This is a genomic window from Pyxidicoccus trucidator (assembly GCF_010894435.1).
In the GTDB taxonomy this organism is placed as follows: Bacteria; Myxococcota; Myxococcia; order Myxococcales; family Myxococcaceae; genus Myxococcus; species Myxococcus trucidator.
In genome coordinates this window covers 570,626-593,362 of record NZ_JAAIXZ010000003.1, presented here as the reverse complement: position 1 = coordinate 593,362, position 22,737 = coordinate 570,626, and the positions used below count along the sequence as shown (strand labels likewise).

Genomic DNA, 22,737 nt, shown 5'->3' with positions numbered 1-22,737 from the left:
ATGACAGACAGGGCATCTCTGACCTGGGCTCTTGTATGTGAAACCCCGTAGGCTGCTTCACTCGGCGCGCGGCCCGAGTCCACCTCGGACAGCGGGCTCAGTGACATCTGATGTTACAGCAACAGCTGTCCTCGTAACCTCTCACGCCACAACCCTGACTCCCTTTCACTCTCAAGGCCTTGCATGAATTTCGCGGTCCCCGGATTGCAATGACTTATCCCGCCTTCGTGCTTCCGACGGACGCCCTCCCGCGTTCCCCCTCGCGGCGCATGAATGGCGGAATATATATATGCGTAAGATTGCACTTCGGCTGTCTGGCCTTGCCCTGCTCCTCGGCGCCCAGGGCGCCGCCGCGTACGACTACAACTGCGACCTCAGGAACACCGGTAGCGCCACCGCCTATGACATCGCGGTGGTCCTGGACAAGAGCGAGACCGTCACGGCGACGTTCAATGGGTACCCCAGCCCCAGCTCCCCGCTCTACGGTCACTTCTACAACGTGACGCATACGGCGACGGCGTCGGGCGACACGGTCATCCACTGGATGAACATGAACAACAACGACTCCCCCATCGTCCCGGGGAAGACCATCCACGTGGGCTGGAGCACCGCCGACTGCCACAGCACCGTGAAGGACATGTACTGGACGGACAAGAACCACCGCCGCATCCGTGGCAGCGTGGTCAACAACCTCAGCTGGGGCATCACCTACAGGGACTCGCGCTGGCCGGTGCTCGACCTGGGCAACATCTTCCAGGCCAAGGCCGCCATCACCCTGTTCAACCTCCGCTTCGCCGTGCTCCCCCAGGCCCTGCCGCTGGAGGCCCTGTCCTCCGACAACCGCGAGCTGCTGGAGGTTCTGCGCCCGCTGTCGGATGCCCCCATCACCGTGAACCCGGGCGAGCGGCGCTCCATCCCCATCCCGGCCAACGTGGAGCCGGGCCAGGCGGTGGTCGCGTTCTATGAAATCGCCGGGGACGACGCGGCGCCCAACGCCGCCCGCATCGGCAACTTCGTCCAGCAGGTGAACATCAACAACGGCCCCTGCTCCGTCACCGCCACCAACCCGCAACCGGCGCCCTGGTAGTCGGTAGTGCGCTCAGGAGTCGCGGCGCGTGAAGCCCTCGCGCGCCGCGGCTCCCTGCGGAAGCCCGCCCCTCAGCGCGTCCACGCAGCCCGCCGCGTTCCCCGCCCGCACGAAGCGGTCCGCCACCCACGCCGTTCCCTCGGTGGGCCTGTACGTTCGGGCTGCGTCCTGGCGTCCCTGGGCACCGAACGTTCTCGCGCCTGCCTCGTGCCATGGGGCCCTCCCGTGACTACCCACCATGGGAGGTGTGCAATGAGAAGTCCGACCCATGTACGAAGAATGAGACCGGCCCTTGCCGCAGCCGTGCTGCTTGGGGTGGGAGGCTCCACCCTGGCCCACGCCGCTTCGCCTGAGCCTCGCGCGGTATCCCAGCACATCATGGTGAAGCCGAATGATGTGCGCTGGGGGCCGCCGCCGGCCGGAATCCCGCCGGGCGCGCAGATGGCGGTCATCGAGGGTGTCCCCTCGGCGGCGGGGAAGCTGTTCACCCTCCGGTTGAAGTTCCCGGCCGGCTACCGCATCCCGCCGCACTTCCATCCGTCGGACGAGCACCTCACCGTCCTCTCCGGCGAGCTCCTCATGGGGATGGGCGAGAAGTTCGACACGTCCAACGCCCAGGCGCTCCCCTCCGGCAGCTTCGCCGTGATGCCGGCCACCACGCGCCACTTCGCGTTCACCCGCGAGCCGACGATGGTTCAGCTCCATGCGGTGGGGCCATGGGGTATCACCTACGTCAACCCGGAGGATGACCCGCGCAATACCGCCACGGGTGGCGCGGGGATGCAGAAGCAGCCCTGAACCTCCGAGGCTCTGTACCGCCACGGTCAACGCCCATATCAGCTACGGGCGTTGCGCCGGGCGGGTCGCCGGCCCCGCGGCGGCGGGCTTTACCGGCTCCTTGAGGAGCTGCAGCGCGCGCTCCAGCACCTCATCCCTGCCCGCGCGCAGGCCCGCGAGCGTCGGGTGCACGGCCACATGGGGCGTGAGCCCCTTGCGCTGGAGCTGGCTCCCATCCGCGTGACGGGTGTCCATCCCCGTGAAGCTCATCCAGATGCCGCCGGGCAGCACGGTGTGCGTCATGTTGCCATCAGCGCCAGCGGTGGGACTGCCAACGAAGGTCGGCCCACAGGTGGCCTCCAGCATCAACCCCACGTGCTCGGCGTGGCTCATGGCACGCTCATCAATGAGCGTCACGGTGCGGCCGCGGTACACCGGCACATCCGCGGTGGGAAGCTCCTGCGTCAACGCCACACGGCCATTCACCAGCGTCGAGCCCGCGACGAGGGGGACCTCGAAGCGGGCCCAGGTCTTCGCGCCCTTCACGTTGAGGTACGGCGCCAGCACGCTTCCCGTCCCCTGCGGGTAGCCCCGCAGATCAAACACCAGGGCCCGGGTCCCCTGGACTTTCTTCATGACCTCCGCCACCTCGCCGGGCTTGAGCTGCGCGAGGTTCACGTAGCTGATGTTGTCCTCCAGCAGCTTGAAGGGCTCGTGAGGGCGTCCCTTCGGGGACACCTGGGGGCTCCGCTGCAGCTTCACCTCGCGCCCCCCCTTCTCGTTGCGCACCGTGAAGGTCGCCTCGGCGCCCTCGGGGCCCGCGAGCGCCAGATAGATGTGGAAGAAGCGAGTCGCCGCCTCGGTGGAGCCTTGGTGGATGGGCTCGAGGCGTCGGAGCCGATCCTCGATGGGCTCGCCGTCCACCCTCTCGATGACATCCCCCACGGAGAGTCCCTGCGCGAGCCGCGGCTCGAAGAGCTCGGTGACGACCACCTTCCCCTCGATGTCTCGCGCCTCGAAGGGAGCCCCGACTCCACCCCAAAGCTCCGTGTACGCAGGGTGACCGCTGAGAGAGACATGGCCGTCGCGCAGGTCCTTGGCGGCCTTCGCGACCTCGAGCGCATACTCGTTCGCGTCCTTGGCGGCCTCGAAGCGCTTCAGGAACAGGGGGAGCTGCTGGCTCCAGTCCACATCCATCAGGTGGGTATAGGGGAAGAAGAGCTCCACCACGTTCCACAGCCGCACGGCCGCCAGCAGGCGCAGCTCGCGCGAGGGGTACGGGGCCTCCTTGTATGCGTTGTCCGGACGCCACAGGATTTCCGGCTGGGCGGAGGCAGTAGAGCCCTTGGGCTTGGACTTCTGCCTGGCCAGGGCCAGCGCCCGGGCGAAGGCCGCGTCAGGGGCCTTCAGGTCGGCTCGCGCCGGGAGTTCTTCATCGAGGCCCACAGGCAGCACCGTCTCGCTCGTTCGGAGGGTGGCGGTGAGCTTCTCGCCCAGCGGCACGTCCTGGGTGTCCACGGCCAACGCGTCCGTCACGGGCCCCTCGCCCACGAAGAGCGCGCGACCGGCGGCGCGCAGCGCCAGGAGCTTCGGAGAGACCAGGCTGTGGTCGTCCAGCAGGAAGATGACCCGCGCGGGCTTCTTCCAGGAAGAAGCTTGCACGACCGAGCTGGCATCCTGGGTGAAGGCCGTGGTGTAGGGGGCGTCCATGCCGCTCTGCGGCTTGTAGCCCCCGTGAATGGTGGACCTCAGCCCCGGGACGACCAGCTCTCCTTCGAAGAACAGGGGGAGGATCTGATCCGCCGCGCTGGAGACACTCCAGGCCTCCGCCGGGTTGAAGCCGCGCAGACGCAGGTCCACGATGGCGGCTCGCGCCTTGGCGAAGAGCTCCCGGGACCTGGTGCGCAAGCCCCAGAACTCCTGGAGTCCCTCGGAGGACGTGAGGTTGCGCAGGTCCAGCACCACCACGTCCTTCTCCAAGCCAAGCACCGGCCGGAGCGTCGGCGGAGCCAGCGTGGCGGGCGGCTGCGCGCTCTTCACCTTTGTGGCGGGATCCTCGAGCGCGTCGAGCATCGACTGCACGGCCGCCGCGTACTCGTCGGTGCTCCTGGCGGCCTCCACCTTCGGCACGGCGTTCATGAACGCCGCGTCCCAATCGATGCGCCGTGACAGCATCCACGGGTGGCGGTAACGCACCTGCCCCCAGAGTTCCCCCAGCGCCGCCAACCTCTGGTGCCGCGTGCGCTCCTGCTCCTCCGGCTTCGTCTGTTGTGCCGCTGCCCCCGAGACAGCGAGCAGGGCCAGACACACTCCCAACCTCAAACCAATGCCATGGGGCCGCATCGTTCGTGCGCTCTCCTTGCGCCACCCGATGCCAGCGCACGCCGACTCTATTCGAGAAACCGCGCTGCGAAGGAGCCCTGACTCCGCGTTCGGTGGGTGGGCGCGGACGTCACTTGATGACGGGGGCAGTCCTTCCTGATTCGGCCTGAGAACCCTGATGCAACTTCAATTCTGTTGCATTTTTGTTGCATTGGCGTCCCACTCATTCCTCCAGTTACGCCAGCAACGCCTCGCGTGGACTGCCCACGCTTGAGCCGGCTTCACCCCTTCGACTACCTTGAGCCCGTGTCTCCGGAGGGCTCGTCGCGCGAGGCGGCAGCGCTGGAGATACAGGTCCGACACAAGAGGAGTCGCCATGCTTGCAAGAAGTCTCGTACTCGCTGCGGGATGTGTTGCATTGGTGTTCGGGTGCGCCGAGCCGCCCGATGAGACGCAGGAGATCGTCAGCAACCTGGTCAATGCCGGGTTCCCGGCCGATGACGTCATGGTCGTCGATGGAAAGGTCTACGTCGGGCGCGACGTCGAGGTCTCACTGACCGCGTCCCGCGAGCTGCTCGAGACCGGCGAAACCACCGAGGAGCAGTACCGCACCACCAACCTCATCAGCACGGCGCTGACGAAGATCTGCATCAACGGCTCGACGTTCACCGGGGCGTTCAGCACGGCGCTCGACCTGGCCATCCAGAACTACGACGAGCTGCCGCTCACCTTCGCCATGGCTCGGACGCCGAGCACCGGCTGCAGCTTCACCATCAACGCGGTGATACAGCCGGGGGTGGTCGGAGGCTCCGCCGGGTTCCCTTCGGGCGGGCTGCCGTACTCGACCATCAACATCGGCGGTGGGCTCTCCTCGTACAGCGTCGACGTCATCGAGCACGTCATCACGCACGAAATTGGTCACACCCTCGGGTTCCGCCACACGGACTATTACAACCGCAGCATCAGCTGCGGCAGCGGCGGCAACGAGGGCGACGCCGGCGTAGGCGCGATCCACATTCCGGGCACGCCGACCACGGCGACCGTCGGCAGCTCGCTGATGAACTCCTGCTTCCGCTCGGTGGAGACGGGAGAGTTCGCCCCCGGCGACCTCGCCGGGCTGAGGACGCTGTACACGCCCGCGCAGGACACCTGGCAGTGGTGCAACAAGTGCCAGGGCCTGTTCTACGCCGGCAACCCCAGCTCCAGCTGTCCGGCGGGTGGAGTGCACGGGAACTCCGGCAGCTATAACTACCATCTCGCGCACGACGTCGCGCCCACGGCTGGGTGGCAGGGCGACTGGCGCTGGTGCAACAAGTGCCAGGGCCTGTTCTACGGCGGCAACGCTGCCTCCTCCGTCTGCCCTTCGGGCGGCACCCACGATGGTAGCGGGAGCTATGACTACCACCTGCACCACTCCGCGGGAGGCGCCCCCGATCTGCAGTCCAACTGGCGCTGGTGCAACAAGTGTCAGGGGCTGTTCTACGGCGGGAGTGCCAGCTCGGCCTGTCCCGCGGGCGGCGCCCACTACGGCGGTAGCAGCTATGACTACAGCCTGATCTTCCGTTGACCTGCCCCAGCCGGAAGCCGCTGGAGACAGCGGCTTCCGGCCTGGGAGTCGGGTCGACTTCACCTGCCAGCTCCAGAAGCCGTTTGGTCCCTCATCGGACAACAGGTCGCCGACAGGAGTTTCCCTCTCCGGCGCAGTGCCGCGGGGGGAGGGCCCCGCGCTGGCCGGGCAGGGACCGTGGTATGAACAGACATCGTGCTCACCCTCCGCCGCGAGCAACAACACGCCTTGGACGCGCAGCAACGCGAGCCCTTCGTGAAGCGGCTTACCGAGGAGCTCGAGCAGACCCTCCCCGATGCTCCCCGCGCCCTGGGCCCCGGGGGCGTTCGCAGGGAGGTCGAAGCCGCGCTCCAGCGCGCGGTGCACCATGGCTTCGAGCTCGAGGACACGGTGGCCGCCTTCATCCGGCTCGTGTTCGTGCTGGGCCCCAGGTTCGATGTGGAGCACGCATGGGCACGGGACCTCCTGGCCGAGCCGGGCCTCGACGAGGTCACGCGCATCCGGCGCCTGGGGCTCGGGGCGCTGCACCATTTGAAGGGTGAACCCCAGCCACTCTGAGCCCTCGGGAAGACCTCGATGCAGCCAGACTTTCAGGACGACACCTTCGCCATCACCTTCGGCCTGGCCGATGTCCGCGTGCCCAGGCAGATAGCCATCGCCTTGGCTGTGGCAGCGTCGTCCATCGTCGTGGGCGGCGGCGTGATGCTCCGCTCGAGCATCAGTCGCTGCATCTTCGGAGTCGCCATCCGGGGGCATGTCCTCCTGCCCGACGGCGCGACCGTGCAGGGAGCGACCGTACAGCTGCTCAGCGCGGGCAACGTCCAGCAGTCGTGCCAGCCCTCCGCCTTGGGCGATTACGCCTTCACGGGCCTTCGGAGCGGGCAGAACCTGACGGTGCGCGTGGCGCTGGAGAATCACACCTTCGAAGCGGCGGAGCAGAACTTCGCCGCGCTCAACGCGGACGCCACGGTGAACTTCACCGCGCGGCCGTTCCCCCGCATCTCCGGAACGGTGCGCGCGGCCTCCGTGTGCGCCGCCGTGCAGAAGGTGAAGCTGCTACTCCTCGATGCCGATGGGATGCCGCCCTACGAGACCGAGACCGACAACCAGGGCCACTATGCGTTCCCGGCCGTCGCCCCCGGGCGGAGCTACAGGCTCCAGCCCTCGAAGGCCTCCGTGCGCTTCGCCCCAGCGGAGGCGCGTGTCGACGACCTCGCTCGGGACACCGTGCACGACTTCGCCGCCCGCATCTCCGTCAGCGGACAGGTCAAGGGCGAGGCTCGCGGAACCCGGCTCCGACTCGTGAGCGACTCGGTCGACGAGACGTCGCAGGTGGATGACAAAGGCAACTTCCTGTTCGCGAACCTCCCCGCTGGCGAGGCCTACACCCTCACCCCGACGCGGCCCTTCCATGCGTTCAACCCGGCCGACAAGAGGCTCGGCGTGCTCGCGAGCGACCGGCAGCAGAACTTCAACGCCAGTCGGGTCCGGTACTGGTTCACCGCTACCGTGAGCACCGATGACGGCATGGCCGACTCCATTCAGGTCCGCGTCCTGAAGGGGGAGAAGGAGGTCGTCAAGTGGAGGGACCCGCCCTCCTCCGACGCCTTCTCGTTGGACATGCTCGACGCGGGCTTCGACTACGTGCTCGAAACCCAGGCGCGCTACCACGACCTCGTCCCGGACCGCGTGGAGGTGAATGCGCTGGGCGCAGACACGAGACTCCGCCTCAAGGCCACGCGCAAGCGCATCCCCGTCGAGGTCCAGGTCCGTGACCAGGACGGCCATCCGGTGGCGGGCGCGCAGCTGACGCTGAAGCCCGAGGACGGGGAGGCCCTCACCCACAACGGCGCTGACCATACCTTCCTGGCTCCCGCGGGGTTCGAGTACCGGCTCTCGGTGCAGTCGGCGACGCACGTCTTCGACGCGGACAGCCTCGACCTGGCCCGGCTGGAAACCGAGCAGCACCCCCGGTTCACGGGCGTCCGCCTCTACTCCGCCACTGGCACGGTGCGCACCGCGACGGGCGCCGCCATCCCCGGTGCGAAGCTGCTCATCTCGGGGGGCCTGGTCCGCGAGCTCGCGGGCCTGAACAACGGCAACTTCCAGGAGCGACAGCTGCGCCACGGGGGCAACTACACGCTCACGCCCGAGGCACGGCACTACACCTTCGTCCCCGCGAGTGCCGCGCTCAACGCGCTCAACGCCCATTCGGCGGGCCATGCCTTCGTCGGAACGCTCAACCAGCACTCCATCCGTGGCCGAGTGAGCGACGTGGCCAACAACGCAGTCCTCGGATGGACCGTCACGCTTTCGGAGGGAGCCAACGCGCTCGCGGTCGCCGTGCCCGTCGTCGCCCCTCCTGGCACCTACGCCATCAACAACCGCGACGCCGGCCACGACTACACGCTCACCCCCGCGCGCGGGAACCACGACTTCGACCCGCCCCGGCGCAGCTACCCCGACTTCGGACAGGACGAGCTGGCGGTGAACTTCCGCGCCATTCCCCATCCGACCTACGCCAACCGGGTGATTGACCTGTCACACAACCGCAGGGTGCGGCTGAGCGATGAGGCCTGGCACAACTACACGGGCGCCCGGGGCGCGGACCACCTGATTCCGGTGAACGAACTCGTGGTCGCCAGTGAATGGGCCTTCGCTCGCGCGGCGGACGAGCCCCAGGGCCTCAATCGCGCCTACTACCTGCCCTACCCGCCGGGCGCGTGGCTCACGCTCGTGCTGATACCGACCGCCAACGCGAACGAGCGGGTGCTTCTCACCAGCTACCGGACCAACGCCGGCCACGTGCGGGCCAGGTTGCGCCTGGCGGAGCTGCAGTTCGAGGCGCTTGCCGAGCAGCGCAGCGGCGTGCTCCAGCACTACTGACCCCGGCGCCGGGCCGGAGGGGCGCTGCCGTGGACCTACGCCGGGGACGTCCTGAAATCGCTGATGCTGTCAGGACCGCGCTGACGCTTTGAGGACGCGTGGGCGTGAGGCGCATCCCCCATCATGCGCCGGAGAGCCGGAAGAGGACGCAACCCACGTCACGCGCTCGCCGCCGGGAGAGAGCGCCACCTGCCGGAAGCGCGTGGTGCGCTGGAGCGCTTCATAGACCGCGTCCAGCGGAGGCCGCGCCAGTCGGAAACGAAGCGTACCCGCGGCTCCCACCCCGCCCCCGCATGACGCACCGCGATTCGCCATTTTCACGCACCGTGGATTTGCTACACAATTGCATCATGCGCCTGCCGGCCCCACGCCCCTTCATCCTTCTCGGAGCCCTCCTCGCAGTCATGGGAGGCATGGCTTCCTCCCTCACCGTCTCCGAGCCCAGGGGGGTGGACGTGCCCATCTACGGCGGCGCGCTCTCGGACCAGTCCCATCCAGAGCTGGCGCTGGGAGACTCCGGCGGGCTCGTCGTCTGGACGGACCAGCGCGCGGGCTACGGCGGCCTCTACGCGGCGCGGCTGGACTCCAACCATCAACCGCTGGACCCGGGCGGCATCCCCCTGCTGCGCGGCGCCTCCGAGGCCGTGGTGGCCTGGAACGGCCAGCACTACCTCGTGGTCTTCCAGCGCGCCAACGACATCCAGGCGCTGCGCGTCTCCGCGGCCGGCCAGGTGCTGGACTCCGCGCCCATCGTCATCTCCGGCGCGCCTGACTGGCAGCACAAGCCGGACGTCGCCGCGCTGGGCAGCGACTTCCTCGTGGTGTGGCAGGACCGGCGCTCCGGGGGCAGCCACTTCGAGTTCATCTTCGGCACGCGCGTCACCTCCGAGGGCCAGGTGCTGGACCCGGAAGGGGTGCTCATCTCCCAGGGCCCCAACTCCCGCGTCCACGCCTCCGTCACCGCGGGCGCGGGCCGCTGGTTCGTCACCTGGTCGGACGGCCGTGAGTCCCCCACGCGCATCCGCGCCACCTGGGTGACGCCGGAGGGCGCCGTGACGGACCCGCTGGGCCTCGCCGTCAGCCCGCCCAGCGTCTCCGCGGGGCAGCCCGCAGCCGCCTTCGACGGGACGCGCTTCTGGGTGGCCTGGGTGGGGCAGAGCGCCGTCAACGTCACCCGCGTCAACGCGGACGGAACGCTCCAGGACCCCACGGGCATCCGCGTCTACAACCAGGGCTACTCGTTCAACATGCCCAACATCGCCTGCGGCGACGTGTGCACGGTGGTGTGGCTGGATGACGACCAGTACCGCGCGGACGTCGAGGCGGCGCGCATCGGCCTGGATGGCACCTTGCTCAACGGCTTCGGCTCGTCGCACTACCTGGGCATCAGCCCCTCGGGCGTGCTGAGCGGCACCCTCAAGCGCCCCGGCATCGCCGCCACCGGAAGCTCCACGCTGTTCACCTGGGCCGGCTCCCAGCCCTTCCAGCTGACGGGAGGCCGGGGCAACGACGTCTACAGCCGCCGCCTGTACAGCGATGGCGGCTGGCAGGACCCGGTGAGCCTGCGCGTGTCCCTCAGCGCCGACCCCCAGTTCTCCCCGGCCGTGGCCTTCAATGGCACCCACTACCTCGCGGTGTGGGCGGGCGAGCGGGACGGAGGCAGCGTGGACCTCTATGGCGCCCGCTTCGACACGAGCGGCGCGCAGCTGGGCCCCGCCGAGCCCATCTCCTCGGCGCCCGGCGACCAGCGCGCGCCCGCGCTGACGAGCAACGGCTCGGACTTCTTCGCCGTCTGGGAGGACGCGCGCGCCGGGACTCTGGACATCTACGGCGCGCGCGTGTCCGCCTCGGGGCAGGTGCTGGACCCCCAGGGCATCCCCATCTCCACGACGTCGGGAAGCCAGAGCGAGCCGGCCGTTTCCTTCGATGGCACGCACTACATCGTCACCTGGCAGGACCTGCGCAGCGAGGCCAACAACAGCGCCCAGGACATCTACGCCGCGCGCGTGACGCAGCAAGGAGCGGTGAGGGACCCGGCCGGGCTCGCCGTCGCCACCGGAGGACGGCTGCAGTACGCGCCGGACGTGGACTCGGCCCGGGACGCGGGCGTGTCGCTCATCGTCTGGCACGAGGAGGGCGCCGGGTCCTGGGACACCACCGATGTCCAGGCGGGCCGCTTCCTCGCGACCGACGGAGGCCTGGGGCCCCGGCTGGCGCTGGCGGACGCGGGCGCCGCGGGCTCGCCGCAGGTCGCCTTCGTGCGGGGCGCCTGGCTCGTCACGTGGGACGGGTACGGCTACCGGAGCACGAACGGCACCCTCTTCCGCTCGGGCGTCCACGGCGGGCGCCTGCTGTCGGCCACCGCCGGAGGCACGGCGCCCTTCTCCCTCGCCCCGACGGTGCCCCAGCCGCTGCACATCCGCGCCACCGAGCTGCTGAGTGACGGCGACAACGCGCTCGCCGTCTGGATTTCCGACGACCCCTACACCCCGAGCCGGTACGAGCTGTGGGCCAGCTACATCAGCCCCGAGGGGACGGTGCTGACGCCCACGCCGAGGCTCTTGTCCCAGCGGCCCTCGACGGCCACCTACCCGTATGGCTATCTCCAGCTCGGCGTGGCCTCCCATGCGCCGCGCTCCTTCCTGGTGATGCACACCGAATGGCAGCCCGCGGCGCCGTATGGCTCGTACCGGCTCGCCTCCCGCACCGTGAGCCCCCAGGCCCAGGGCAGCACCTGCTCGGCGGACGTGGAGTGCGCCAGCGGCTTCTGCGCGGACGGCGTGTGTTGCGACAGCGCCTGCGGCGGCTCCCGTGACTCGGACTGCCAGGCGTGCAGCGTGGCCCGGGGCGCCGCGGTGGATGGCACCTGCGCGCCCCTCGCCCGGGGGACGGCGTGCCGCGCCGCCACGGACACCTGCGACGCGGCCGAGGTCTGCGACGGCACCGCGCTGGCCTGCCCGGCCGACCTGCCCCAGCCGGAGGGCACGTCCTGCAACGACAACAACGCCTGCACCACGGTGGACCGCTGCCAGGCCTTCACCTGCGTGGGGAGCAGCCCGGTGGAGTGCACCGCCGCCAGCGCGTGCCATGACGTGGGCACGTGCAACCCGGCCACCGGCGTGTGCGGCAACCCGGTGAAGCCCAACGGCAGCACGTGCAGTGACGGCAATGCCTGCACGCAGGTGGACAGCTGCCAGGCCGGTGCGTGCGTGGGCGCCAGCCCCGTGACGTGCAGGGCCAGCGACGCCTGCCATGACGTGGGCACGTGCAACCCGGCCACCGGCGCGTGCAGCAACCCGGTGAAGCCCGATGGCAGCACGTGCAGCGACGGCAATGGCTGCACGCGCAGCGACACCTGCCAGGCGGGCGTGTGCGCCGGCGCGAACCCCGTGGAGTGCACCGCGGCCAGCGCGTGCCATGACGTGGGCACGTGCAACCCCGCCACCGGCGCGTGCAGCAGCCCGGTGAAGCCCACGGGCACCGCGTGTGATGACGGCAACGCCTGCACGCAGTTGGACGCCTGCCGGTCCGGCGCGTGCGTGGGCGGCAACCCCGTCACCTGCACGGCGCGGGACGGCTGCCACCTGCCCGGCACCTGCGACCCGTCCACCGGCGTGTGCAGCAACCCGCAGCGGGCGAATGGCTCGGCATGCAATGACGGCAACGCCTGCACGCGCACGGACGCCTGCCAGGCCGGCACGTGCGTGGGAGGCAATCCCGTCACCTGCACGGCGCGGAGCGCCTGCCATGACGTGGGCACGTGCGCCCCCGCCACCGGCGCGTGCAGCGCCCCGGAGCGGCCGGACGGCACGGCCTGCACGGATGGCAACGCGTGCACCACGGGCGACGTCTGCGCCGCGGGCGTCTGCGGAGGCCAGGCTCCCGGATGCGAGCCCGCCCCCGAGTGCCAGGCCCGCGCGTGCGTGGCGGGCAACGCCTGCGCCCTCCAGCCCGTGTTGGACGGGACACCCTGCACGTCCGGCACGTGCCGCGCGGGCGCATGTGTCCCGGCGGTGGACGCGGGCACCGGGAATCCGAGTCCGGATGCGGGAAGCGGCCCGGAGCCCGAGCTGCCTCCAGAGAACAAGGGCTGCGGCTGCTCGAGCGGAGCGGACCTCTTCCCGCTGGCGGCCATGCTCGTCTTCCTGCGGCGGCGCAGGCGCTCCTGATGCGGCGGGCGGGCGGCTCGCTCCGGGAGGGAGCGGGCGTCCCGGGGCCCGCTCATGAATCGCGGCGGCGCGGGCTTCATCCGCGGGGGGCGTAGGAAGATACGCCCCGTCCTGTCGGTGGCCCTGGTGCTCGGCACGAGCGCCGCGGTGCTGGGCGCCTCCGACACCGTGGGCGTGGGCAGCCGGGCTCCGCCGTGAGCTAGCGGATGCCGCGCTCGCGCATCAGGGCCTCGCTGGTGGCGTCCCGGCCGCGGAACGCGCGGTAGCCCTCGAACGGGTCCACGGTGTTGCCCACGGAGAACACGTGCTGCCGCAGCCGCGCCGCCAGCTTGGGGTCGTGCAGCCGCCGGGCCTGCCTGAAGACCTCGAACGCGTCGGCGGCCAGCACCTCTGCCCAGAGGTACGTGTAGTAGCCGGCGGCGTACGCGTTGCTCGTGAAGACATGGCCGAAGTGCGGCATCCGGAAGCGCATGCCGACCTCCGCCGGGGCCCCGAGCTGGTGGAGCGTGTCGCGCTCGAACGCGTCCGGGTCCAGGGGCTGCTCCTTCGCCAGGTGCAGCTTCATCTCCACCAGCGCGGAGGTGAGGTAGTCCACCAGGTAGAAGCCCTGGTTGAACGTCGCGGCCTTCTGGATTTTCGCCAGCAGGGCCGGCGGCATCGGCTGGCCCGTCTTGTGGTGCACCGCGAAGCGCCCCAGCACCTCGGGCGTTGACACCCAGCGCTCCAGCAGCTCGCCCGGAAACTCCGCGTAGTCGCCCACCACGCGGCCGCCGCTCAGGGAGGGATGGGACACGTTGGAGCTCAGCACGTGCAGCGCATGGCCGAACTCGTGGAAGAGCGTCTGCGCATCGCGCCAGCCGACCAGGGCGACCTCGCCGGACCCTGGCTTCACGAAGGGCATGCTGTTCGACACGATGGGGGTGACTTCTCCCCGGAACCGCTCCTGGATGCGGTACGGGTCGGTCTGGCCGCCGTTGTACTTGCCCTGGCGCGCATAGGGGTCGAAGTACAGCAGCCCCACGTGACGCCCGCTGGCGCCGTCCTTCACCTCGAAGACGCGCACGTCCGGGTGGTAGACGGGCACGCCGACCGCGGGGGCGAAGGTGTAGCCGAACATCTCGCCGGCCACCCAGAACATGCCCTCCCTCAGCTTCTCGAGCTGGAGGTAGGGCTTCACCTCGTTGTCGTCGAAGTCGTACTTCGCCTTGCGCACCTTCTCCGCGAAGTAGCGGTAGTCCCACGGGGCGATGTCCTCCGTCAGTCCGGAGCGCCCGGCCAGCGCCCGCATCGCGGCGACGTCCGCGCGCACCTGGGCGACGGAAGGGGCCCAGGTGTCCATCAGTAGCTTCAGGGCGCGCTCGGGCGTGGCCACCATGGTCCCCTCGAGCTGCCGGTGCGCGTACGTGGGGTAGCCCAGCAGCCGGGCCTGCTCGGCGCGCAGGGCGAGGATTTCGCTGGCGATGGCGTTGTTGTCGTGCGCGTCGCCGTGGTCGCCCCGGCTGTCGTAGTTGCGCCACACCTTCTCCCGCAGCGCCCTGTTGTCCAGGTACGTGAGGAAGTCCGCCACGGCCGAGCGGGTATTGGACACCACCCACCGGCCCTTCAGGCCGCGTGCCTCGGCTTCGGTCGCCCCTGCCTTGCGCAGCGCCTCCGGCAGTCCCGCGAGGTCCGCCTCGTTGTCGATGATCACCGCGTTCGCCTCGTCGGCGAGCACGTTCTGCTTGAAGGACGTGTAGAGGGCGGCGAGTCGCTGGTTGAGTTCGGCGACGCGCTTGCGGCCCGGGGCGTCGAGCTTCGCGCCGGAGCGGGCGAAGTCCCGGTAGTAATACTGGACGAGGCGCCGCTGCGCAGGCGTCAGCCGCGCCATCTCGGGCGAGTCATGGACGGCCTGGACGCGCTGGAAGAGGGCGAGGTCCTGGGACTGCTCGTCCCAGAAGGCCGCCAGCCGGGGCCCCATGGCGCGCTCGACCTGCTGGAAGTCGGGCGTGTTCATCACATTGGACCAGGCGTTGTAGACCTCGTAGACGCGGTTGAACGTCCGGCCCGCGTCCTCCAGCGCGGCGATGGTATTCTCGAACGTGGGGGCATCCTTCGTGCGGAGGATGGCGGCGAGCTCGCGCCGGTTCTCCTCCATCGCGACGTCGAACGCCGGCTCGAACTGCTCGACCTTCACCCGGTCGAAGGGCGGCACTCCGCCATAGGGGCCCGTCCAGGGCTCCAGCAGCGGGTTGGCGGGGGTGGCCGGGGCGGCCTGGTTTTCTGGCACGCCGAGGGTGCCTGTCTCGTACCGGACCGTCTCGCCCCCGGTCGTTTTCACCGACGCGGTCTCTTTCCCTCCCTCGCCGGCCTTGTGCGCGCCCGCTGCGCAGGCCTGCGAGGTGAGGGTGGCGAGAGCGAGGGCCACGAACGCCCCGGCTGTGCGACCGGACCACGTCGGTTCGATGCGCGCGATTGATTTCATTGATTTCTCCATGGCCAGGGCCTCCTCGTTAGAGGCTCACGTTACCCGCGGGCGTGCGGCGGGTCTTGAACGCGATTAGGGCGGCCTGCCCTCGCGTCGCGCGTCGTGTGCCGCGCCCCGTACATCGCGAACGCGTCTCACGTCGGCGCTTGCCGTCGCAGCGCTCCCGGCGGGGCGCCCCGCTCGAGGCGAATGGCCCTCGTCATATGACTCTGATCGGCGAAGCCGACCGCCGCCGCCATTTCGGCGAGCCCGACCCCGCGGTCGATGAGCTCCAGCGCGCGAAACACGCGATGGGCGCGCAAATAGTGGCGCGTCGTCATGCCCCAGTGGGCGCGAAACGATTGCGCGAGGTGCACGGGGTGCGCGCCGACGACGCGCCCGAGCTCGCTCAGCGTTGGCGGCCGGGCCATGTTCGCCACGAGGAGCTCGCGGGCCTCTTCGAGCCAGGCTGGCGGGCGCGGTCGGGGCATTTCATCGAGCGTGCGCAGAATCGTGTTGGCCGCATCGCGTACGAGACGGGCCCGGCACGAGCGGGGCTCGCCGAACGCCCGAACCAGGAGCCGTCCGAGCTCGAGGGCGGTAGCGAGACCGAGGCGGGGCGGGTCGATCGCGGCGCGCGCCCGGCGGTCGTCGGGGTCCAACTGGACGAACAGCAAGCGAGCGCCCTGCGCATGGTATTGGGTTTCGTGAGAGCGATAGGGTCGACGCGTGAAGAGGGCGAGCGGCGTGTGGCTCTCGAGCTCGAGCCCGGCCCGTTCACTGCCCCCGCCTGCCAGCAAGACGCCGATTTTCGCCGTGTCGTGCGCGTGCGTGGGCAAGACGAGCGCGGGCGCGTGACGCACCTCGATGACGCGCATCCCGTCGATTCGCAGCTCGTCGTCGATGACAGCGTAGCCCCTGACAAGGCTCATCGCACCGGCCCCTCCCCTGTTCTGGTGAGAAGGTAGACAGCCCTGGGCAGAAAAGACCTGGTCATGGGCACTCTTGGAACCTCTTTTTGCGAAGAGGGCCCGGCGGGGCAGGCACGACCGAAGCATCTTCTTTGCGGCGACCTTCAGTTGCAACAGAGTATTCGCCCGACACCACCTGCCCCACCGGGGGAACCGCGCGCTACGCGCCGCCAGGGCACGGGTGTGCCTCTCCAATGCGCGCGCCCCGCCAGGTTGCCGTCAGCTCCGCCAGCACCCCAAGCCTGCCTCCACACCGCCCGCACGCGAAGAGGTCGACGTCGAATGTCCGCTTGAGCAGCTCCGCCCACTCCAGCCGCGGCGCTCGCTTCCGCTTTGCCACCGCAGCGCCAGCCGGGGTTCAACTCCAAATGATGTCGTGCGACTTTGTCGCGGACTTTTCGTTCCCTTTTGAGCCGGCCGTGTTTCAGGCCGTGTTCACCGGGAGAGCGAATGCATCTTCGCAATGCAGTGGCTGTTCTCGTCACCTTCTCAAGTGTGGGGTTCGCCGCCCCCGCTTCGAGCGATGAGCTCGCGGAGGTTCGTGCGCAGGTGTACCGGTCGGATCGCTTCCTGCGCTCGCGGGGGGCTTCCGAGTCGACCGTCGGCGCTCTCTCGTTCCCCGTGCCATGCGGCTCGTTCCTGCTCGCGAGCCCTTCGTTCCCGCGAGGTTCATGAGGAGGACCCCACGATGAAGCACTTGCGGAAGCTGCTCCTGACGTTGACGATGCCGAGCCCCCTCACTTCGCGCGCACAATCGGGTCCCCTGAATCTCACGCCTTTCCGCCTCCGAACCCTTCTCTCCCCGGCGGTTCTGCTGACTCTCATCGCTTGCGGCTCGGGAGAGCCCAGTGGCCCGGGAGCTGACGCTGGAACTGACGCGGGAGTGAAGCCGGTTTTTCCCGGCGAGTGGAAAGTCCACGCGCCCATGAAGGATCCTCGTCGCTCGGAGCTGGGCGCGGGAGTCATCGATGGGAAGATTTACGTGGCCGGCGGTAGATTAGACAACGACTTCCCGCTGGATCTCCTCGAGATCTATGATCCCGCTACGGACAGCTGGACGCCAGGGCCTTCGATGCCGGCCCCACGGGATCACGCGGGCGTCGCCGCAGTGAACGGTAAGCTGTATGTGATTGGCGGCTATGGCCCCACCACCACTGCGACGGTGTTCGAGTTCGATCCACGCTCATCCACCTGGTCTAGCAAAGCGCCGATGGTCTCGCCTCGCGCCGCATTCGCTGTCGCCGTGGTCGGAACCAAAATCCACTGCATTGGCGGTCTCCCGGGAGACGCCCACGAAGCCTACGACGTCTCAACGGATACCTGGGAGATGTTGCCCGAGATGCCTAGGGGCCGAGAGCACCTGGCGGCCGCGAGCATCGGCACGACGATCTATGTCGTCGGCGGTCGTGTCGCACCCTTTCCTTACGAAAACTACGCTGCCTTGGATGCGTATGACACCGTGACCAGGACCTGGACGCAGCTGCCCGGAATGCCCACCGCGCGCGGGGGGCTCGGCGCTGCGGCGCTGGACGGCAAGCTCTATGCGATAGGCGGCGAGTTCCCAGGCGTCTATGCCCATGTCGAGGAGTACGACCCAACCACCCAGGCCTGGCGAAGACTGAAGGACATGCTCACGCCGCGGCACGGCGTCGCCGCGGTCACGGTGAACGAGTGGATTCACGTGGTCGGAGGCGGTCGAAAGCTTGGCACTGCTGGCACGACTGCCAACGAAGCTTTCAAGCCGGACTAGTGGGCTTCTACCGAGCCAGCAGCCCAGGTGCGCACTCGCCGTGCGCAACCCCAGGTGCTTCAGAATCGCGCGCAGGCGGCCGACCGCGGGAACGAGGACTTCATGCCCGTCCTACGCTCGCGCCCAGGGTGACGAGAAGCTCGTCCAGTTGCTGGAACGTCTCGACCAGCGCATCCGCCGCCCCGGTGCCGGCAGCGTCGAGAGCTTCCTTCGAGGGGTAGAGCTCGCTCACGACCAGCAGCGTCTTGCCCCCTTTTTCCTCGAAGGTCACCGTGGTGACGGACCCATTGTCACCACCTTCCTCATTGGTCCAGACGAGGCGCGAGTGCGGTGTCACTTCGGTGTACCTACCGAAGAACGCCATCCCTTGGCCGAACACCAGACGGTACGTGCCCCCGGTACGAACATCCATCTCGCAGGAAACCAGGGTCATTCCCATCGACTTCGGCACCCACCACTTCTTGAACAGCTCGGGCTTTGTCCACGCCTCGAACACGATGTGTGCCGGACCATTGAAAGTTCGCGTGACGACGGTCTCACGCTCGGACTTCCGCTCCACAGTCGTGCGGTTCTTCATGGGTGTGGGCTCACTCTCTCTTCTTGCGTCCATCGACCTGCTCCTTCCGTTTCAACTCCTCGACAACCTTGTCCAACTCGTCGAAGCGTGCGTCCCAGAGCTGGCGGTACCTCTCGAGCCATGCCATCTCTTCCTCCAGTCGGCGCGGGCCGATCTTGCAGGTCCGCACGCGCCCGACCTTCTCCGTGCTCACGAGCCCGGCCCGCTCCAGGACACCGACGTGCTTCTTCATGCCCGTGAGGGTCATGTTGAACTTCTCGGCGAGGTCCGTGATCGAGGCCTCCGCACGCCCGAGCTGCTCCAGAACACCGCGTCGGGTGGCGTCGGAGAGCGCGGCGAACGAAGCATCGAGGCCGGCACCTGAATACTGAACCATGTGGTTCAGTGTCTAGCATGCGGATAGATGGCACGCAAGGGCAGTTCGAGAGCGCGCTGCTTGAACAGCTCGCTGAAGGTGAGGGCTGGAGCGGAGGGGCCGAGGAGGGCCGCGGACGGGAGCCGCCCGAGCTGTGTGCCAGGCCCGTGTAGGGGGCCGAGCACCCCCATAGGGCACACTGCTGCCCAGGCCGCCCCGGAACCTGTCAGACGAGAAGACCCGCAGACACAAGGGCAAGCAGAACAGCTCGCGTCATGCCGCGGTCGCGCAGGGTCATACTCCTGAAGTGGTATCGCCCTCCCCCTGCGGTGCTCAGCGAGGGCGGACCCGAGCCCTTCTGTCGCGTTTTCACCACCTCGGTTAGAATGAAGGCAGTGGCAGCGCCTCCGCGTCGCGCTGCATGCTGCCGTCACGATGCTCTGCCGTCACGACGCTCTGCCGGAACGAGGGCTCATGAAATGGAACTTCGCCAGATGCATCACCTTGTTCCTTCTCACCAACCTGGCTGTGGTGGCCACCCTCGGCAGCATCGCGTGGCTGTTGGACGTGGAGGGCTTCCTGGCCCGCAAGGGTGTGCACGGCCCTGTCTTGTACCTGCTGCTCATCGTTTCGGCAGTGAATGGATTCGTCGGCGCCCTCTTCACGCTGATGCTCTCGAAGACGCTGGCGAAGTGGCTCTCCGGAGCGAAGGTCATCGAGACGCCGCGCACCGAGACCGAGCAGTGGCTGAAGGAGACGGTGCGTCGGCTGGCGAGTGATGCCGGCATCGGGACGCCCGACGTGGCCGTTTTTGACAGCCCGGACATGAACGCCTTTGCTACCGGGGCCCGTCGGAACAGTGCACTAGTGGCCGTGTCCAGCGGTCTGCTCCAGGACATGCCGCGGGACGAGGTGGAGGCGGTGTTGGCTCACGAGGTGGCTCACGTGGCCAACGGAGACATGGTGACCCAGACCCTGCTGGTGGGGGTGCTCAACACCACCGTCAACTTCATCGCCAACGTCGTGCACTTCGTCACGCGCGGTGGCTCCAACCGTTCGGACGACAGCGAGGAGCGCAGCACGGGAGCGAGCTCCTTCGTGACCCAGCTGTTGCTCCATGTCGTGCTCGGCCTCGCCCCCAGTCTCCTCGTTGCCTGGTTCAGTCGGCAGCGGGAGTTCCGCGCGGACGAGGGCGGCGCACAGCTGGTCAGCCCGCAGGCCATGGCTCGCGCGCTGGACCGCTTGCGTACGCAGGAAGGCAAGCCGAGCCTGCTGCCTTCCACCCTGCAGTCCTTTGGCATCCACGGGGGCCGCGGCCTCCTGGCCCTGTTCGCCAGCCATCCGCCGCTGGAGGTGCGCATCCAGCGGTTGGTGGACGCTGCGAACTCCCCCTCGCTCAGCCTGAACTGAGTGGAAGCGCGCCGCCCGGGGACCGCGCACCGGTTCGGCGGTTCAGGGGCGGGAGGCAGAGGGCACGCGGGGCAACCTGGCAACGCCCGTGCCATGGGGAAGGAGATTGTTTCATCAAAGCACGGATGGAGATGCGTTCCGGGTTCGCGTGTGTGTTACTTGTCCAGCACCACCACCGGCGCGAAGCCGCCGTAGATCATCCGCGCGCCGTCGAAGGGCATCGGGTTCTGCTCGGGGCTCATCCTTGGGTCCTTCATCATCTTCTCCATGCCAGCGTCGCGCGTGGCCTTGTCGGGCCATTCAATCCACGAGAAGACCACTGTCTCATCGTCCTTGGCCTGCACGGCCCTGCGGAAGTCGGTGAGCTTGCCGCTCGGCACGTCGTCTCCCCAGCACTCCAGCACGCGGAGGGCACCGTACTCGATGAAGACGGGGTCGTTCTTGCGGGCATGTGCGATGAACTTCTCCTTGTTCGCGGTCGGCACGGCGATGACGAAACCATCGATGTAGGACATGGGATGCTCCTCTGGGAATGAGAGGACGCCGGCAGGGCGCCTTCAAGAGCGCGACGATTGGGCGGTGCGGGGATCGACACGAAGCGCTCCGCTGACTCGTGAATCTGGCGACGACGACGCCTCCGCGCGCCATGCCGGGGACAGATGGCGGAGCCCTGGCTGGGAGGCCCACGGCCTGCCGAACCGGCGATTTCCCGTCCAGGTGACGTACCGGACACCTGGGTCTGGGGGCACTCGTCGTGACGGCTCCCACTGGACGTGGGCCTTGAGGCTTCCTGTTCAGTCCGGTGTCCCCCGGAGGGGGCGCGTCGCGGACGCTGGACAGGGTGGGGTGATTGAGATGCAATCCCTACCTTCCTTCTGGAGCCGACATGTTCTTTGAACGAGCAGGTCAAGGCCATCCGCAAGAGCGCGAAGCCTATCTCGTCGGGTGGGACGGCTGCGGCGCAACCAGTCGCTGTTGCTCCCACGCCGAAGCCCGAGGTCAATCTCATCCTGCACTTTGGCATCCGGAAGACCGACCTGAAGCCGGAGATGGTGGAAGCGCGCCGTACGTATCCGCGCGCCTATGAGCCCTGGGGAGATGAGGAACTCGATGCGGTCGCGGAACTCGCCCGGCGGAGACTGGACGCCGAGACCATCGCACGGCTTCTCGGGCGGCAGCCGAGTTCTGTCGAGCGGAAATTGAAGGAAATGTTCTGAACGGAAGGTGTGCTCCTGAGAGGTCATTCCTTGTGCCTCAGGGGGCTGCACGGCCTCTCCACTGGCCTGGCGCACAGCCCGGGGGCACCCGTCAGCAGCCCTCCTCGGCCCTCTGCACCAGCCCAACCCTCAACACAGCCCCTATTCGTCTTACGCTCGTTTCATGCTCACGGTTGGTTCTTCATTCTCCTTGATGTGACAATCACGGGCCGACCATGTTGAAACGTGACGACGTCATCCACGGAATTGACCTCGCCTTCAAAGATGCGGCCATTCCACGAACCGAGGAAGAGCTTGCACCGCCGGGCATTGAGGCCAAGTACGTTGTCGACCACTTCTTCGGCAAGATGCGGAGCGACGTGGAATCCCAGCCCTTCCTTGGCTCGCTGTACATGGAAGACTTCTCGTACATGACGGACGCCGCCGTCCTGTACTACTTGCCGGCGGTTCTCCGCGTCATGCTGGCGAATTCGACCGACTTCGAGCTGTGGATTCATCTCCACGGCTTTCTTTGTCGCATTGATGGTGACTGTCCCGCCCCTGTGTTGACGGCTCTCAGCGTCGCGCAGCGCAAGGCGATTGCGGACTGGGCAGACACTCTCAGCCAAGAGTGGGCATCGTCGAAGTGGATGTCGCAGTTTTCCAAAAAGGCCGCCAAGCTGGCTCGGACTTATCGCTCAGAAGGAACCTGAGCGTGTGTAGGACGGCGACGTTTGGCGGCGGAGCACCTTGAGGACGCCGATGCTCTCGTCGCGGACGCACAGCCACCCGCTTCTAGCGCAGCGCCGCGAGGGCCGCGCCGACCTTCGCCACCGTCACCGACACGGGCGTCGTCATCTCCGGCGCGAAGATGGCCACGCGGAGTTCCTCGAAGGCCCACCGCAGCTCCTGCGCCGCCTCCTGGTCACGCACGGTGGCGCACCTGGCGCTGAGAACCTCGACGCGAGGGCCCCATGTCAGGCCAGCTCGAAGACATCCATGCGGAAGTGCTCAAGGTCCAGCGGCATGTCGCTGGCTTCGTCGAGGCGAACCTCGGCGCACTTGCGGCAGTGCAGCCCGGCTACCACGCGAGCGCGGAGAACCTGCTCGCCTACGTGGCACCGAGGCAGCTCGAGCTGCGCCGGCTCCAGCCCCAGCTGAGCGAGTTGGGCTCACCTCCCTGGGGCGCAGCGAGGGCTTCGTCCGCTCCAGCCTCCACGAGCTCGT

At 68.3% G+C, this 22,737-nt stretch carries 18 protein-coding genes; 11 read left to right on the top strand and 7 right to left on the bottom strand.

The features are described 5' to 3' along the window. Positions 1–289 precede the first annotated feature (289 nt). Positions 290–1,087: a hypothetical protein gene (locus G4D85_RS12450; protein WP_164011446.1), complete on the top strand. Its 798-nt coding sequence runs from the start codon at positions 290–292 to the stop codon at positions 1,085–1,087. Positions 1,088–1,465: 378 nt separating this feature from the next. Then, complete coding sequence (locus tag G4D85_RS12445; protein ID WP_205525522.1) at positions 1,466–1,885, top strand: cupin domain-containing protein; 420 nt, start codon at positions 1,466–1,468, stop codon at positions 1,883–1,885. A 42-nt stretch (positions 1,886–1,927) separates the two neighbouring features. On the opposite strand, the gene G4D85_RS49355 is transcribed toward G4D85_RS12445, so the two are convergent. Then, positions 1,928–4,174, bottom strand: coding sequence for a S41 family peptidase (locus tag G4D85_RS49355; protein ID WP_164011441.1), 2,247 nt, complete (start codon positions 4,172–4,174; stop codon positions 1,928–1,930). Positions 4,175–4,562: 388 nt separating this feature from the next. On the opposite strand from G4D85_RS49355, the gene G4D85_RS50255 reads away from it, so the two are divergent. The 5 genes from G4D85_RS50255 to G4D85_RS12415 all read left to right on the top strand — a co-directional run bounded on the left by G4D85_RS50255 (position 4,563) and on the right by G4D85_RS12415 (position 13,006). Continuing rightward, positions 4,563–5,753, top strand: a complete 1,191-nt coding sequence (locus G4D85_RS50255; protein WP_275900284.1) for a M57 family metalloprotease — start codon at positions 4,563–4,565, stop codon at positions 5,751–5,753. A gap of 195 nt (positions 5,754–5,948) precedes the next feature. After that, a complete protein-coding gene (locus tag G4D85_RS12430) occupies positions 5,949–6,311 on the top strand; it encodes a hypothetical protein (RefSeq protein WP_164011439.1) in 363 nt (120 codons plus the stop codon). Between the two features lie 18 nt (positions 6,312–6,329). Then, positions 6,330–8,639, top strand: coding sequence for a carboxypeptidase-like regulatory domain-containing protein (locus G4D85_RS12425; protein WP_164011437.1), 2,310 nt, complete (start codon positions 6,330–6,332; stop codon positions 8,637–8,639). A 413-nt stretch (positions 8,640–9,052) separates the two neighbouring features. Continuing rightward, complete coding sequence (locus G4D85_RS12420; RefSeq protein ID WP_164011435.1) at positions 9,053–12,808, top strand: hypothetical protein; 3,756 nt, start codon at positions 9,053–9,055, stop codon at positions 12,806–12,808. Between the two features lie 54 nt (positions 12,809–12,862). After that, on the top strand, positions 12,863–13,006 hold the full coding sequence (locus tag G4D85_RS12415) for a hypothetical protein (RefSeq protein WP_164011433.1): 144 nt from the start codon (positions 12,863–12,865) through the stop codon (positions 13,004–13,006). 1 nt (position 13,007) lies between these two features. Here G4D85_RS12415 and G4D85_RS12410 read toward each other — a convergent pair whose 3' ends face one another. Both G4D85_RS12410 and G4D85_RS12405 read right to left on the bottom strand, forming a co-directional pair. Next, positions 13,008–14,942 (bottom strand): M3 family metallopeptidase, encoded by a 1,935-nt coding sequence (locus G4D85_RS12410; protein ID WP_240359244.1) that lies wholly within the window; start codon positions 14,940–14,942, stop codon positions 13,008–13,010. A gap of 464 nt (positions 14,943–15,406) precedes the next feature. Then, the gene (locus tag G4D85_RS12405; protein WP_164011429.1) at positions 15,407–16,183 is read right to left on the bottom strand and encodes an AraC family transcriptional regulator; all 777 of its coding nucleotides are present in this window, start codon (positions 16,181–16,183) and stop codon (positions 15,407–15,409) included. 964 nt (positions 16,184–17,147) lie between these two features. On the opposite strand from G4D85_RS12405, the gene G4D85_RS12400 reads away from it, so the two are divergent. Next, on the top strand, positions 17,148–17,972 hold the full coding sequence (locus G4D85_RS12400) for a Kelch repeat-containing protein (protein WP_164011427.1): 825 nt from the start codon (positions 17,148–17,150) through the stop codon (positions 17,970–17,972). 100 nt (positions 17,973–18,072) lie between these two features. Here the strand turns inward: G4D85_RS12400 and G4D85_RS12395 are convergent, their stop codons facing one another. Both G4D85_RS12395 and G4D85_RS12390 read right to left on the bottom strand, forming a co-directional pair. Further along, positions 18,073–18,549 (bottom strand): SRPBCC domain-containing protein, encoded by a 477-nt coding sequence (locus tag G4D85_RS12395; protein WP_164011425.1) that lies wholly within the window; start codon positions 18,547–18,549, stop codon positions 18,073–18,075. Positions 18,550–18,559: 10 nt separating this feature from the next. Then, positions 18,560–18,925, bottom strand: a complete 366-nt coding sequence (locus tag G4D85_RS12390) for an ArsR/SmtB family transcription factor (protein WP_164011423.1) — start codon at positions 18,923–18,925, stop codon at positions 18,560–18,562. A 453-nt stretch (positions 18,926–19,378) separates the two neighbouring features. Between G4D85_RS12390 and htpX the strand changes: the two genes are divergently transcribed. Beyond that, entirely contained in the window at positions 19,379–20,314 is a 936-nt protein-coding gene (gene htpX / locus G4D85_RS12385) for a protease HtpX (RefSeq protein WP_164011421.1), read from the top strand. A gap of 155 nt (positions 20,315–20,469) precedes the next feature. Here the strand turns inward: htpX and G4D85_RS12380 are convergent, their stop codons facing one another. Further along, entirely contained in the window at positions 20,470–20,829 is a 360-nt protein-coding gene (locus G4D85_RS12380; RefSeq protein WP_164011419.1) for a DUF1428 domain-containing protein, read from the bottom strand. Between the two features lie 378 nt (positions 20,830–21,207). Between G4D85_RS12380 and G4D85_RS12375 the strand changes: the two genes are divergently transcribed. Then, positions 21,208–21,531, top strand: a complete 324-nt coding sequence (locus G4D85_RS12375) for a hypothetical protein (protein WP_164011417.1) — start codon at positions 21,208–21,210, stop codon at positions 21,529–21,531. A gap of 215 nt (positions 21,532–21,746) precedes the next feature. Continuing rightward, positions 21,747–22,223: a hypothetical protein gene (locus tag G4D85_RS12370; RefSeq protein WP_164011414.1), complete on the top strand. Its 477-nt coding sequence runs from the start codon at positions 21,747–21,749 to the stop codon at positions 22,221–22,223. A gap of 82 nt (positions 22,224–22,305) precedes the next feature. On the opposite strand, the gene G4D85_RS12365 is transcribed toward G4D85_RS12370, so the two are convergent. Then, entirely contained in the window at positions 22,306–22,443 is a 138-nt protein-coding gene (locus G4D85_RS12365) for a DUF3418 domain-containing protein (protein WP_164011413.1), read from the bottom strand. Between the last annotated feature and the right edge of the window lie 294 nt (positions 22,444–22,737).